The following is a 14,385-nucleotide window of genomic DNA, read 5'->3' on the forward strand; positions in this document are numbered from 1 at the left end:
GCCCACGACGAAAGTCGCGTATTTCCTTTACCGACCATCGTCGGGTTCCGAGATTCACTCACAGAGGTGACGGTGGGTGGGTCCTTGACCACCCGTCACCGCGAGGCCCCGCCCGCGGATGGAGGTTGATCCTAAAGTGCGTATTGCGCGAACCGGCGTGCTCGTCTCCGGCATCCTGCTGTCGGCCCTGGCGACCGCCGCCCCGTCCCTGGCCGCCCAGCCGGCCATCATCGACGGCGGCAACGCCGACTCGCTCCACGCGGCGGCCCGGATGTTCGCGGGTGGCCAGGAGATCTGCTCCGCGACGATCATCGCGCCGGACTGGATCCTGACCGCGCGCCACTGCACCCAGGGCGCGAACGGCCAGCAGATCAGCTTCCACGTCGGGGACCTGGACCAGACGAAGGGCACCACCGTCAACGCGACGTCGGTGCACGAGGCGCCGGACTCCGACATCGCGCTGGTGCAGATCGACCAGCAGGTGCAGACGGACTACGCGCCGCTCGGCTCGGAAGGCGACGTCAACGTCGGCGACCAGGCCGAGGTCTACGGCTGGGGCGCGACCTGCACCGACAAGCCCGAGATCGAGTGCCAGTCGCAGCTGCTGAAGGTGGCGAAGGTCAGCGTCACCTCGATCGACTGCCCGGACGGCGCGGCCGGCGTCTCGGTCTGCGCGAACCGCGGCGACGGCATCACCGCGGGCGGCGACTCGGGCGGTCCGATGTACGCCGGCGGCAAGCAGGTCGGCGTCGCCTCCACGAGTGACCGCCAGTCGTACACCGCGTACATCAACATCACGAAGTACCGCGATTGGATCTCCGCGACCGCGGGCGTCTGAGCCACCGTCACAAAAGCGGCACTTCCCCGGGGAGGTGCCGCTTTTGCGTGGTTCGACCGGCGAACACACCGGTACACGGGGAAGTTCGGGCAAACCTGCTACACAACTCGTGTTCACCCGATGGTGTGGTGTTAACTATCCGGACAGGCAGACAGCGTTTTCCGGCCACGGATGCAGCGGCGCACGCGCGGGCCCGGTGCGCACCGTCCCGTCCGGAAAGGCCGCACCTACATGCAGGTTCCCGCCCCGCTGTCGTCCGCGCAGCAGCGGATCTGGACGTTGTCCCAGCTGGACGGCGCCGGCCCGGCCTACAACGAGGCCATGGCGTTCGCCCTGCGGGGGCCGCTCGACCGCGACGTGCTGGCCCGGGCCCTCGACGCGCTCGCCGCCCGGCACGAGTCGCTGCGGACCCGGATCGTCGTCGACGCGGGCCGCCCCGGACAGGTCGTCGAGCCCGTCGAGGCCGGGCTGCCGCTCACCGTGACCGACGTCACCGGCCGGCCCGACGACCTCGACGAGCTACGGCGCGCCGACCCGCTCACGCCGTTCGACCTGGGCCGCGCCCCGCTGGCCCGGGCCCGGCTGCTCATCGCAGGACCCGAGGACCACGTCCTGCTGATGACCGTCCACCACGTCGTCTTCGACGGCGCGTCGCGCACGATCCTGTTGCGGGAGCTGGGTGTGCTCTACACCGCGCTCCTGCGCGGCGAACCCGCCGAGCTGCCCGAGCCGCGCCAGTACCGCGACTACGCCCGGGAGCAGCAGGACTGGCTGGCCGGACCGGGACCGGCGCCGCACGAGGCGTACTGGCGCGACCGGCTCGACGGCGTGCCGCCCCTGCTGGAGCTGCCCACCGACCGGCCGCGCCCGGCCGTGCAGGACCACCGCGGGGCCCGGGTGCCGATCAGCCTGGGCGAGAACCTGACGGCGGCGTTGAAAGCGGTGGCCCGTGCCCACGGCACCACCCTCTTCTCGACCATCCTGACCGGCTGGTCGCTGCTGCTCTCGCGGCTTTCCGCCCAGGCTGACATCGTTGTCGGCGTGCCGGCCCTGAACCGCGGCAAGGGCGGCGTCAACGCCGGTGTGCTCGGCTTCTTCGTCAACACCCTCCCGGTGCGGACCGGCTTCGCCGGCTCGCCCACCGGCGCCGGCCTGCTCAAGCAGGTCCGCGCGACGCTGCGGGGCGCGCTCGACCACGCCGAGCTGCCGCTGGAACGGGTCGTCGAGCTGGTGAACCCGCCGCGCAGCCCGGCGCACACGCCGTTGTTCCAGAACGGGTTCGCCTGGGTGCCGACGCAACACGGCGTCCTGGCGCTGCCCGGCGTCGGCGTCGACCCCATCGACGACCGGTACGCCCCGGCGAAGTTCGACCTGACCCTGGCCCTGGCCGACGAGGCCGGCGGCGTCGCCGGGCAGCTCGACTACGCCGTCGCCCTGTTCGACCACGAGACGGCCGAGCGGTACGCCCGCTACCTCGTCCGGCTGCTGACGCAGCTGGCCGAGCGGCCCGGCGACGAGGTCGCGAGCTACGAGCTGCTCGACGACGCCGAGCGCCACGAGATCCTGGCGAACTGGAGCACCGGCCCGGCCCCCGAACACCGGCCCGGCGGGCTCGTCGAGCGGTTCACGGCCGAGGCCGACGCCCACCCGGACACGCCCGCGCTGGTCTGCGACGGGAAGACGGTCAGCTACGCCGAGCTGGACCGGCGGGCCACCCGGCTGGCGAACGCGCTGCACGCCCGCGGCGTGCGGCCCGGCCAGGTCGTCGGCGTCCACAGTGGACGTTCGGCCGAGCTGGTGGTGGCCGTGCTGGGGATCCTCGAAGCCGGCGCGGCCTACCTGCCCCTAGACCCCGCCCAGCCGGCCGCACGGCTGGCGGCGATGGTCGAGGACGCGCGCCCGGCGTTCGTGCTCAGCGACGCGCTCGACCGGCCCGACGGCTGGCTGTCCGTCACCGCCGTCGAGGCCGAAGGCCACGCCACCACCCGGCCCGTCGTCCGGACCGGGCGCGCGGACCTGGCCTACGTCATCTACACGTCAGGCTCGACCGGCCGGCCGAAGGGCGTCGCCGTCACCCACGGCAGCGTGCTGGCCCTGTTCGACCAGTGGCTCGGCCGGTTCGGCGCGACGCCGGGCGAGCCGACGTCGGCGTGGTCCAGCATCGGCTTCGACGCGTCCGTGCACGAGCTGCTGCTCCCGCTGACCACCGGCGCGGTGCTGCACGTGGTGCCCGAAGAGGTCCGGCCCGACCCGGCGGCATTGCTGGGGTGGTTGCGTGAACACCGCGTCGTCCAGGCGTTCCTGCCGCCCGCCTACGTCCGCTGGATCGACGAAGACCCGTCACGGCTCGCCGGGCTCGCGCTGCGGCAGCTGCTGACCGGCGTCGAGTCGCTGTCGGAAGCCGCGTTGGCCCGCTTCGAGGAAACCCTGCCCGGCCTGCGGATCTGCTTCGGGTACGGGCCGACCGAAGCGACGCTGTACGCGACCGCCCACTTCGACCCGCGCCCCCTGGACCGGCCGGCCCCGATCGGCCGGCCGCTGCCCGGTTCGCGGCTGTACCTGCTGGACGAGCGGCTGCGGCCGGTCCCGCCGGGTGTCGCGGGTGAGGTCTTCCTCGCCGGCGACTGCCTCGCGCGCGGCTACCTGAACCGGCCCGGCCTGACGGCGGCGCAGTTCGTGCCCGACCCGTTCGTGCCCGAGGAGCGGATGTACCGGACCGGCGACCTGGCCCGCTGGCTGCCCGGCGGCGAAGCCGAGTACGCGGGCCGCCGCGACGACCAGATCAAGCTGCGCGGGTTCCGCATCGAACCGGGTGAGGTGACGGCCGCGCTGCTGGCCGTCCCCGGCGTCCGCGAAGCCGCGGTGCTGGTCGACCGCATCGGTGAACCCCGCCTGGTCGCGGGGATCGCGGGCGGCGGTGGCCGGACCCCGCACGAGTGGCGGGCCGCGCTGGCCGACCGGCTGCCGGACTACATGATCCCGTCCGTCTTCGCCGAGTTCGACCGGCTTCCCCTGGGCCGCAGCGGAAAGCTGGACCGCGACGCGCTGCTCGCGCACGCCCGCGACACCGCGCCCGCCGTCGTCAACACCGCCGCCCCGCGCGACCACGTCGAACTGGCGCTGCTCCGGATCTGGCGCTCGCTGCTGCTGCACCCGGCGATCGGGATCTCCGACGACTTCTTCGACGTCGGCGGCACGTCGATCTCGGCCATCAAGCTGGCCCACGCGGTCGGCGAGGAGTTCGGCCGCGAGCTGCCGATCCGCGACGTCATCGTGCACCCGACCATCGAGGCACAGGCCGCGCTGCTGCGCGCGGACAGCCCGCCCAGCGGCGGCAGCCTGATCGAGTTCCGCCGCGGTGCCGGGCACCAGCGCGTCGTCTGCGTGCACCCCGCCGGCGGGACGGCGTTCTGCTACCTGCCGCTGAGCGCCCTGCTCCCGGACGACACCGGCGTCCTCGGCATCCAGTCCTCCGGGCTCAACCCCGGCGAAGAGGCGCTGCCGAGCGTCGAGGCGATGGCCGCGGAGTACCTGCGGCTCGTCGATCCGCGGCCGGACGAGTCACTGGTCCTTTGTGGACTTTCCTACGGCGGTCTGATCGCCCACGAGATGGGCCGGCAGCTGGCCGGCCACCCGCGGGTGAGCGTGGTGCTGCTCGACACCAACGCCACCGACGACCCGGCCGCGCGCGCCGCGATCGAGCCCGTACCCGCGTCCGAGTTCCGGCAGAAACTGGTGCGCTTCAACGGGATGTACCCCGGCATCGACGACGCCCAGATCGACCGCTACCACCGCACGTACAACCACAACCGGCTGACCGCCCGCGACCACGAGCCCGGCGAGTCGGCCGCGCGGCTGGTGTTCGTCCAAGCCGTGGGCGAGGACACGATCCCCGGTTCGGACGAGTTCTGGCGCCGCCGCGCGACCGGCGAGTACCGGATCGAACCGGCCGACTGCGGGCACTGGGACATGCTGGAGAGCGACGCCCTCCCGCAGGTCGCCGACGTGATCACCGCCGAGCTGACCGAGCTGGCGGCCCGATGATCGCCCGCCGCGTCCACGAACAGGCCCGGCGGACGCCGGACGCCGTCGCGGTGTCCGACGGCGCCCGCGCGCTGACCTACGCCGAGCTGGACGCCGGCGCCGCGGCCGTCGCGGAGTCGTTGTCCCGGCGCGGTGTCCGCCCCGGCGACGCCGTCGCCGTGGGCCTGCCGCGCTCGGCGGACCTGATCCTCGTCATGCTCGGCGTGCTGCGCCTCGGCGGGCAGGTCGTGCCGCTCGACCGGCAGAGCCCGCCGGAGCGCCGGGACCACATGATCGCCGACTCGGGCGCGGTCGCCGTCGTCCACGACGGCCTGCCCGGGCTCCCGCCGCTCACCCCGGCCGAGCTGCTGGCCGCTCCCGCCGTCGCGGGCGAACCGGCCGAGGCCGCCGCGACGTCGTTCCTCTTCTACACCTCCGGCACGACCGGGCGGCCCAAGGGCGTCGAGGTCCGCGACGCCGGGATCCTGCGGCTGGCCGACCCGGCCTGGCTGGCCCCGGGCGCCCGGTACGCGAGCCTGGCCAACCCGGCCTTCGACGCGATCAGCTTCGAGGTCTGGCCGCCGCTGCTGACCGGCGGCACGTGCGTGGTGCTCGACGACGAGACCGTCCGCGACCCGCGCGCGTTCGCCGCCGCGCTGGTCCGCGAGCGCGTCGACACGATGTTCGTCACGGCGTCGCTGTTCAACGCCGTCGCCGAGACGGTGCCGGCCTGCTTCTCGACCGTGGCCCGGGTGCTGGTCGGCGGTGAGCAGCTCAACGCGCCGCTGATCCGCCGCTGGTACGCCGCCAACCCGGGCTCGGCCACTCGGCTGCACAACGGCTACGGGCCGACCGAGACGACGACGTTCGCGCTGAGCCACCCGATCCCGCGCGGCTTCGACGGCGACATCGTGCCGATCGGCCGGCCGCTGCCGGACACCGGCGCGCTCGTGGTCGACGGCGAGCTGTACCTCTCGGGCGCCGGGGTCGCCGCGGGCTACCGCAACCTGCCGGACGAAACCGCGCAGCGGTTCGTCGAGCGCGACGGCAAGCGGTACTACCGCACCGGTGACCTGGTCCGCGAACTGCCGGACGGCACCTTCGCCTACGTCGGTCGCACCGACCGGCAGGTGAAGGTGCGCGGCTTCCGGATCGAGCCGGGCGAGCTGGAACGCCGGATCCTCGCCCACCCGGCGGTCCGGCAGGCCCACGTCGCCGCGCGCCACGGGGCCGGGCCGGTCGAGCTGTTCGCGTTCGTCGTGGCCGGGGACCTGGCGTACCCGGACTTCGACGCGCACCTGACCGCGTCGGTGCCGGCCTACATGCGCCCGCACCACGTCTTCCGCGTCGACGCCCTGCCGCGCACCGCGAACGACAAGGTCGACGAGGCCGCGCTGCTGGCGCTCGGCCTCGCGCCGTGGCGGCGGCCGGGTACCGGCGAACCCGCGACGCCGTGGCAGCAAGAGGTCCTCGACGTCGTGGCGGACGTCCTCGGGACCCGCGACCCGCGGCCCGGCGACACGTGGCTCACCTCCGGTGGCGACTCGCTCAAGGCGTTGCGGCTGCGGTTCGCCGTCCAGGAGCGGTGGGGCACCGAACTCCCGCACTCCGCGGTGCGGCAAGGGACGTTCGCCGACCTCGCGGCGGCGATCGCCGGGGCCGGGACGGCGCAGTACCCGGTAGCCGCGCCTCCCGCGGGCTTGACGTCCGCCCCGGCGACGAGCGAGCAGCAACGGCTCTGGCTGCTGCAGCAGCGGAATCCGGCGTCCACGGCGTACCACGTGCCACTGGCGTTCCGGATCACCGGACCGGTCGACGTCGAGGCGCTTCGCCGGGGGTTGCACGGCCTGGTCGAGCGGCACGTCGCGCTGCGGACGGCGTTCGAGGCGACGCCCGACGGCCTGCGCCAAGTGGCCGGCCCGGTCTACGACCCGTGGACCGAAGCCGGGGACGGCTTCTTCACCGCGCCCTTCGACCTGGCCGTGCCCCGGCTGTTCCGGGCCGCCTGGGACGGCGAGCGGCTCCTGCTTTCCCTGCACCACATCGCGGTCGACGGCTGGTCGCTGAACGTCCTGTTCCGCGAGCTGTCCGGCGCGGCTCCGACGGCTTCCCGCACGCCGCTGGATTTCGCTCTTTGGCAGACGGAGTGGTTCTCCTCCCCCGCCTACCTCGCCCAGCGCGACGAGCTGCTGTCGCTCCACAGTGGACTCGACGACCAGCCGTCGCTCACCGCGTCGATGGCCGGCCGGTTGCGCCGGACCACGCTCGACACCGAGCGCGTCGACCGGTGGTGCGCCGAACTGGGCCTGACGCGGTTCCAGCTGCTGCTCGGCGTCTTCGCCTGGAGCCTCTACGGCGTCACCGGGCAGACCGGCCCGCGGATCGCCGCGCCGGTGGCGAACCGGCCGGTCCGGGAGTTCGAGCACAGCGTCGGCATGTTCGCCAACACCGTGCTGCTCCCCCTGTCCGTCGAGCCGGACGAGGACCTGCGCCCCCAGCTGCGGCGGCTCGGCACGGCGTCGGGCGCGGTGCTCGACCGGCAGGACGTCGCGTTCGCCGACGTCGCCACCGCGTTCGACTACCTGTTCGTGCTGGAGAACACCGACTTCGGCGCGTTGAGCCTGCCGGGCTGCACGGTGAGTCCACAGTGGATCGAGGCGGCCGGGGCGAAGTGCGCGCTGACGATGTCGGTGGTCGAGCGTCCCGGCGGCTTCGACTGCCTCTGGGAGTACGCCGAAGGCCACTTCACCGAGGCGGAGGCCGAAGCGCTCGGCGAGCTGTTCTCCCGCGCGTTCGACCTGCTCGACGCGGGCCCGGCGACCCCCGCGGAGCTGGCCGCACCGTACCGGCGGAGCCTGCCCGACCACGGCCGTGGTGAAGAGGCGCAGCTGGACTGGGAAACGATGGCCGAGGGCTTCGCGCGGCAGGTCGCGCGGAGCCCGGACGCCCCGGCGCTGGGCACGATGACCTACGCGGAGCTGGACGCGCACGCGGCCCGGCTCGCCGCCGTGCTGCCCGGGGACGCCACCGACGTCGCGCTGTACTTCGGGCCGTCCGCCGAGCACGTCGTCGCACTGCTCGCGCTGGCCCGGCTCAACATCACCGCCGTGCCGCTGGACCCGGCCTACCCGCCGGCGCTGCTGCGCCAGGTCCTCGACCAGGTCCGGCCGCGTTGTGTGCTGCTCGCCCCGGGTACCGCGTTCGACGAGATCGACACCGGGATCGAGCGGCAGTTCGTCACGCTCTCCGACGGCCCGGCGCCGGACGTCCCGGCCCGGCACGCCGGCCGGCCGCTCTACACGCTGTTCACGTCCGGCTCGACCGGCGTGCCCAAGGGCGTGCGCGTTCCGGACCGCACCCTGGCGAACCTCGTGCAGTGGCAGGCCGCGCCGCCCGCGGTGACCCAGCAGTTCTCGATGCTGTCGTTCGACGTGTCGTTCCAGGAGATCTTCACGACCCTGTGCGGCGGCGGCTGCCTGCACCCGGTCCGCCCGGGGTGGCGGCACGACGTCCCGGCGCTGCTGGCGCAGCTGGAGTCCGCGGGCATCGAGCGGATCTTCCTGCCGTACGTCGCGTTGCAGCTGCTGGCCGAGCACGGTGTGCGGCTCGGGAGCTACCCGTCGCGGCTGCGGGACGTGATCACGGCGGGCGAGCAGCTCGTGTGCACCGGCGCGATCCGCCGCTGGTTCGCCGGCCTGCCCGGCGCGCGGCTGCACAACCACTACGGACCGACCGAGACGCACGTCGTCAGCGCGCTGACGCTCGACGGCGACCCGATGACCTGGCCCGAGCGCCCGGCGATCGGCCGCCCGGTCGCGGGCGCGGTGCTGCGGGTCGCCGGCACCGCGGGCGCGGCCGGCCGGATCGGCGAGCTGCTCATCGGCGGGCTGATGACGACCCGCTGCTACCTCGGGGACGTCCCCGGGAAGTTCGTCGAGACGCCGGAGCTGTTCTACCGCAGCGGCGACCTCGCGCACTTCGGCCGCGACGGGCTCCTGCACTTCGACGGCCGGGCCGACCACCAGCTCAAGGTCAGCGGGTACCGCCTCGAACTGGGGCAGGTCGAAGCCGCGCTGCTGCGGCACCCCGACGTCGTCAACGCGGTCGTGACCCACGACGGCGAGAGCCTGCTGGCCTGCCTCGAATGCCACCGGACGCCGACGGCCGCGGAGCTGTCCGCGCACCTCGAGCCGTTGCTGCCGCCGCACGCGCGTGTCGACCGCTTCCGCGTCGTTCCGGCCCTGCCGCGGACGCCGAGCGGGAAGCTCGACCGGGAAGCCGCGCTGCGCACGCCCGGCGAGGAGCTGCACCGCGGCCGCCGGTCCGGGCTTTCGGGCGTCTCGCGGCAGCTGGCCGAGCTGTTCGAAGAGGTGACAGGCGCGTCGATCGGCGCGGACGAGACGTTCTTCGCGGCGGGCGCGTCCAGCCTCGGGCTGATGCGGTTCCACCTGCGCTGCGCCGAGGAAGGTCTCCGGTTCACCGCGGCGGACCTGTTCGAGCACGTCACGGTCCGCGACCTGGCGCGGCTGCTGTCCGACGCGGCGGTTCCGGCGGCCGTGGCTTCCGGTGCCGAGGCCGCCGACGAGCCGATCGCCGTGATCGGCATGGCGCTCCGAGTGCCGGGCGCGCCGGACCTGGCCGCGTTCTGGGACCTCGTGCGGTCCGGCGGCCGCGGCATCGAGCACTTCGCCGCCGCCGACGGCCTGGTCGGCGCGCGCAGCATCCTCGACGGGCCCTTGGCGTTCGACCCGGAGCACTTCGGGATCAGCCGCCGCGACGCCGCGCTGATGGACCCGCAGCAACGGCACCTGCTGATGAGCTGCGTCGAGGCGCTGGCCCACGCGGGGATCACGTCCGGCGAGGGCGTCGGGCTGGTCGCCGGGTGCGGCGAGGACACGTACTTCCAGTCGCTGCTGCGCGAGGGCGACCCGGCCGCGCTGCCGGACGGCTTCCAGCTGGCGCTGCACCACGAGAAGGACTTCCTCGCGACGAAGGCCGCGTACCACCTGAACCTGACCGGGCCGGCGCTGACCACGCAGACGGCGTGTTCGAGTTCGCTGGTCGCGGTCCACCAGGCGGCCGGGCTGCTGCGCACCGGCGAGGCGGACGTCATGCTGGCGGGCGGGGTCCTGGTCGACGTCACCCTTTCCGGGGGTTACCGGTACCGGCCGCAGCACATCTTCTCGGCGGACGGCCACTGCCGCCCGTTCAGCGACGACGCGGGCGGCACGGTCGGCGCGAGCGGCGTCGGCGTCGTGGTGCTGAAGCCGCTGAGCCACGCGCGTCGCGACGGCGACACGGTGTACGCGGTGATCACGGGCTCGGCGATCAACAACGACGGCGCGGTGAAGCAGGGTTACACCGCTCCGTCGCCGGCCGGCCAGCGCGAGGTGATCCGGGCCGCGCTCCGCCGCGCCGGGCGTTCTTCCCTCGGTTATGTGGAAACCCACGGGACGGGCACCCGGCTGGGCGACCCGATCGAGGTCGCGGCGCTGCGGCAGGCGCTGGATCCGTCGGCGGAGTGCGCGTTGTCGTCGGTGAAGAGCCAGATCGGCCACCTGGGCGCGGCGGCGGGGGTCGTCGGCCTGATCCGCGCGACGCTGTCCGTCCACCATGGACTGATCCCGCCGACAGTGGACTTCCACGCGCCGAACCCGGCGCTGGAGCTGGGCCCGTTCCGGGTGCCGACGGCCGCGGAGCCGTGGCCCGACGGTCCGCGGGTGGCGGGGGTGAGCAGCTTCGGCATCGGCGGCACGAACGCCCACGTGGTCCTGGAGGCGGACTCGGCCGTCGTCACGCGTCCCGCTCCCGCGCCGGTGGTCGTGCTGTCGGCGAGCAGCGCGTCGGCTTTGCGCGAAGACGCCCTACGGATCGCGGAGTACCTGGAGGCGCATCCGGAGTCCTTTGTGGACGTGGTGCGCCACCTGCAGACGGGCCGCAAGGAGTACCGCTGGCGCGTCGCCGCAGCATGCGACGACGCGTCGACGGCAGTGGATTGGCTGCGCACGGCCGAGCCACGCGAAGCAGAGCCCACGGGCCCGAGCACACCGCGCGATCACCCGGCGGAACTCGCGGCGGCCTGGCTGCGCGGCGAGCCGGTCGACTGGGGCATCCCCGCTTCCCCGGCTCCGTGGGACTTCCCGCCGCCCTCCTTCGCCCGCGAAGACTTCGACTTCCCGCGGAAGCCCGTCGTCCAGCGGCTTCCCGAAGCCGAGTGGCTCCACCAGCCCACCTGGGTGCGGCTCCGGCGGGCCACCCCCGCGCAGGCCCCCGCCGACCGCGTGCTCGTCATCTCCAGCGACGGCCCCCTGCCGGCCCCGGCCCTCGACGCCGCCTACACCCGGGTCGTTCGCGTGCACGCCGCCACGTCGTTCGCCCACCCGGGGCCGGACCTCTTCGAAGCCGATCCGGCCGACGCGACCCAGCTCGGCCAGGTGCTCGCCGCCCTCGACGGGGACGTCGACTGGCTGCACACCCTCCCCCTCGGCATCGGCGGCCCGGTCGGCGAAACCGCCCTCGCCCACGCGCGCTGGGCCTGCGTCGACACCCCCGCCGCCCTGCTGCGCGCCGCCGGGACCCGCGAGCTGCGCACCTGGTGGCTCTCCGCCGGGGCCGCGCCCGCGCACACCGACGTCACCCGCCCCGAAGCCGGGCTGCTCGCCGGGGTCACCGCCGTCGGGCCGCAGGAAACCGGCGTCCCCGGGCACTGGGTCGACGTCGCGGGCGACTGGGACACCGCGGTCGCGGGCCTCCTCACCGGCCCCACCCCGCCCGCGCGGGTGGCCCTCCGGCACGGCTTCTGGTGGGAACAAAGCACCTCCCCGGTCACGCCCGGCGGCAGCCGGACCGCAGACGGCACGTACCTCGTCCTCGGCGGCACCGGCGGCATCGGCACCGCCGTCGCCGAGGTCCTGCTGACCAGGACCACCGGCCGGGTCGTGCTTGCCGCCCGCAACCCGCGGCTGCCCGCACCGCTCGAGCCGTGGGCCGACCGCGTCGACCTCCTCGAAGCCGACCTCACCACCGACGACATCCGGATCGACACGCCGCTGGCCGGGATCGTCCACGCCGCCGGGGTCGCGGCGGGCGGCCTCATCGCGACCCGGGGGGACACGACCGGCCAAGACGCCAAGCTCGCCGGCGCGCTGCTGGTGGAGCGGCTCATCGAACGCCACCGGCCCGCCCTCGCCGTCTACTGCTCGTCGCTCTCCGCGCAGTTCGGCGGCACCGGCCAGCTCGACTACGCCGCCGCCAACGGCTTCCTCGACGCCCTCGCCCACCACGCTCCGGACGCGCCGACCGTCCGGCTGAGCCTCGGCTGGGACGTCTGGCGCGACACCGGCATGGCCGTCACGGCGCTGCGGACCGACGCCCGCCACCAGGCCCACCTCGCCGTCGGCCTGACCGCCGAGGAGGGCAAACGCGTCTTCGCCAGTGCTCTCGACGCCGGGCTCCCGCAGCTCCTGGTGTCGACGACCGACCTCGCCGACGCCCGCGGCTTCCACGAGCGCGAACCGGTCGCCGTCACCGCGCCGCAGGAGGACCCCGCCGCGGAACTGGCCGAGGAGGTGCGCGTGCTGCTCGGCGTCGACGCGCTGGACCCGGACGTCCCGCTCTACGACCTCGGCGCCGACTCGCTGATGCTGCTCGACGTCGTCGACTCGGTGAAACGGCTCTTCGGCGTCGACCTCGAGCTGGCCTGGCTCGGCCCGGAAGTGACGCTCACCGGCCTGCTGGCCCGGCTGTCGGAGGCCGCCGGCCCCGAGGACGTCGCCGTCCAGGTGTGGCAGGAGGGCACCGGCCGTGACGTCGTGTGCCTGGTCCACCCGGTCGGCGGGGACGTCCACGCGTACCGCCCGCTGGTGAAAGAACTCGGACCGGAGCTGACCGTCTGCGTCATCGCCGACCCGGCGCTGAGCCGGCCCGAGCCGCCGGGCTGGCCGGTCGCCGAGCGCGCCCGCCGCTACCACGCCGCGTTGCAGGCGCGCTTCCCCGACGACGAGTGGCGCTGGCAGCTGGCGGGCTGGTCGTTCGGCGCGTGGGTCGCGACCGGTATGGCCGCCGAGGCCGAGCTGGGCGGACGTCCGGTGCGGGCGCTGCACCTGATCGACCCGCCCGCCCCGGGCGCGAGCTTCGCGGACTACGACGAATCCCGGCTGGAAGCCGTGTTCGAGCGCGAGCTCGGCGCGTCCGGTGGCACGGCGGGCGAGCACGCGCGACGCCTCGCCCGCGCCTGCCGTGCGAACCTGCGGAGCATGACCGGCCACGAACTGCCGAAGCTCGCGACGACCCCCAGCCACGTCTGGATCGCCGCCGACGTCGAGCCCGGCCTGCCGCCCGCCGCCGACCCGGACGGCTGGCACACGATCCTGCCCGAACCGAGCGAGTGGCGGCAGCTGCCCGCCACCCACTACGGCATCGTGCGGGCCCCGCACGTCAGCGCCGTGGCCGACGCGATCACGATCGGAGCCGAGTGAACCCGTACGAGTCCCAGCCGGCCCGCGCGTTCTGGCGGACCGCCGTCGCCGAACCGGAGCCCGCCGCGATCGGCGGTGTCTGGACGCCCAAGTTCGCGATCGGCCAGGACGACCCGGTGCTCACCGCGGGCTCCTGCTTCGCCGCGCGGCTCGGGCGCGCGCTGATCGACCACGGCATGAACTTCTTCGACGCCGAACCGCCGCCGCCGGGCCTGACCCGCGAGGAGCGCCGCGCCCGGCACTTCGGCGAGTTCTCCTTCCGCACCGGCACCATCTACACCGCCGCCGTGTTGCGGCAGTGGCTTGCCTGGGCCTTCGGCCACGAGAAGGCGCCGGACACGGTGTGGACCGGGGACGGCCGGTGCTTCGACCCGTACCGCCCGTCCGTCGAGCCCGCCGGGTTCGCCTCCGCCGACGATGTGTTCGCCGCCCGCGAAGAAACCCTCGCCGCGATCCGGCGTGGCGTCGCCCGGGCCCGCTGCCTGATCTTCACCCTCGGCCTGACCGAGGCCTGGGGCGACGCCGACGGCACCGTCTACCCCTCCTGCCCGGGCACGGTCCGCGGCACGTTCGACGACACCCGTCACACCCTGCGCACCTTCACCTTCGCCGACGTGCACCGGGACCTGCTCGACGTCTTCGCCCTGGCCCGCGCGGTGAACCCGGACATCCGGTTCGTGCTCACGGTCTCCCCCGTGCCGCTCACCGCCACCGCGGGCACGCAGCACGCGCTCGTCGCGAACACCCACGCGAAGTCCGTGCTGCGGAGCGTCGCCGGGCAGCTGGCCAACGAGCACGACCACGTCGACTACTTCCCGGCGTACGAGCTGATCACCGGGCAGCCGTTCCGCGGCGGCTTCTACGAGCCCAACCTGCGCGAGGTCACCGCCGAGGGCGTCGAGTTCGTGATGGGGCACTTCACGTCCGCGCTGCGGGGCCCGGCGACCGCGCCGGTCCAGGAGCGCCGCGAACCTCGGGTGAAGGGAGGAGATGTCTGTGACGACGCCGTCCTCGACTACTACGGCCCTCGAGGCCCCCGCTAGGTTC

Annotated in this window: 4 protein-coding genes; all 4 read left to right on the top strand. The window is 74.1% G+C overall.

The features are described from left to right. Positions 1-136: 136 nt before the first annotated feature. The 4 genes from OG439_RS16950 to OG439_RS16965 all read left to right on the top strand — a co-directional run bounded on the left by OG439_RS16950 (position 137) and on the right by OG439_RS16965 (position 14,381). Entirely contained in the window at positions 137-838 is a 702-nt protein-coding gene (locus OG439_RS16950; protein WP_247052468.1) for a S1 family peptidase, read from the top strand. Positions 839-1,069: 231 nt separating this feature from the next. Beyond that, on the top strand, positions 1,070-4,882 hold the full coding sequence (locus OG439_RS16955; protein WP_326950325.1) for a non-ribosomal peptide synthetase: 3,813 nt from the start codon (positions 1,070-1,072) through the stop codon (positions 4,880-4,882). Beyond that, positions 4,879-13,338, top strand: coding sequence for a non-ribosomal peptide synthetase (locus OG439_RS16960; RefSeq protein WP_326950326.1), 8,460 nt, complete (start codon positions 4,879-4,881; stop codon positions 13,336-13,338). Before OG439_RS16955 ends, OG439_RS16960 begins: the two co-directional genes overlap by 4 nt. Next, the gene (locus OG439_RS16965) at positions 13,335-14,381 is read left to right on the top strand and encodes a GSCFA domain-containing protein (protein WP_326950327.1); all 1,047 of its coding nucleotides are present in this window, start codon (positions 13,335-13,337) and stop codon (positions 14,379-14,381) included. The genes OG439_RS16960 and OG439_RS16965 overlap by 4 nt, the downstream gene beginning before the upstream one ends. The last annotated feature ends 4 nt before the right edge of the window (positions 14,382-14,385 follow it).

The organism is Amycolatopsis sp. NBC_01307 (genome assembly GCF_035975215.1).
Classification (GTDB): Bacteria; Actinomycetota; Actinomycetes; order Mycobacteriales; family Pseudonocardiaceae; genus Amycolatopsis.

Coding starts and splice junctions, on each gene's coding strand:
- OG439_RS16960 (WP_326950326.1), top strand. CDS start 4,879: ATGATCGCCCGCCGCGTCCACGAACAGGCCCGGCGGACGCCGGACGCC.
- OG439_RS16955 (WP_326950325.1), top strand. CDS start 1,070: ATGCAGGTTCCCGCCCCGCTGTCGTCCGCGCAGCAGCGGATCTGGACG.